We start from the raw sequence: 954 nt of genomic DNA, 5'->3' as shown, positions 1-954 counted from the left end.
ACGCGGGGCTGGCGCGGCTGGCCCAGGGCGGCATCGACGTCGTCGCCCTCGACCACCACATGCCGGGGCAGACCGGCCTCGACGTGCTCCCGGCGATCCGCGCGCTGCCCGATGCGCCGCCGGTGGTCTACGTCACCGGCTCCGAGGACAGCCGGGTCGCCGTCGCCGCGCTGAAGGCCGGGGCGGTCGACTACGTCTGGAAGGACGTGCAGGGGCAGTTCCGCGAACTGCTCGGCGGCGCCATCGACACCGCGCTGCGCCAGGAGGCGCTGCGCCGGGACAAGGAGCGCGCCGAGGCGGAGGTGCGCGCGGCGCGCGACCACGCCGTGATGCTGCTGCGCGAGGTCAACCACCGGGTCGCCAACTCGCTCGCCCTGGTGGCGGCGCTGACGCACATGCAGACCAGCGCCGTCTCGGACCCGGCCGCCAAGGCGGCGCTCGAGGAGATGCAGGCGCGGATCTCGGCCATCGCCGGCATCCACCGCCGGCTCTACACCTCCGACGACGTCGAGGCGGTCGAGCTCGACGCCTACCTCGCCAGCCTCGTCGAGGAGCTGCAGGCGGCGATGCGGGCCTCGGGGCGCGACCACGCCATCCGGCTGAGCGCCGACCCGGTGCGGCTCGCCACCGACAAGGCGGTCTCCGTCGGCGTGGTCGTGACCGAGCTCGTCACCAACGCCTACAAGTACGCCTACCCCGTGGACGCGGCCGGCGAGATCCGGGTCGAGCTCCGGCGCCGCGCCGAGGACACCCTCGAGCTCGCCGTCGAGGACGACGGGATCGGCTGGACCGGCGAAGGCCGGCCGCGCGGCACCGGCCTCGGCTCGCGCATCGTCCGGGCGATGGCGACGAACCTGCGCTCGGGCCTGTGCTACGTCCCCGACCGCGTCGGCACGCGGGCCGTGCTGTCGTTCCGGGCCTGACGGGCCCTCGCGGGTCTCGGCGCGCCGGCCC

The 954-nt window shown here is 75.4% G+C and carries 1 protein-coding gene; it reads left to right on the top strand.

Annotated features, from left to right (window positions below; all coding sequences use genetic code 11):
• Window positions 1-923 (top strand): histidine kinase dimerization/phosphoacceptor domain -containing protein (locus FV222_RS27400; protein ID WP_147816283.1); only part of this gene is annotated, 923 nt, incomplete at its 5' end.
• Between the last annotated feature and the right edge of the window lie 31 nt (window positions 924-954).

It is taken from the genome of Methylobacterium sp. WL103 (genome assembly GCF_008039885.1).
GTDB classification, from domain to species: Bacteria; Pseudomonadota; Alphaproteobacteria; order Rhizobiales; family Beijerinckiaceae; genus Methylobacterium; species Methylobacterium cerastii.
The sequence above is the reverse complement of the archived record's forward strand: the minus strand, read 5'-3'. Positions and strand labels throughout refer to the sequence as shown.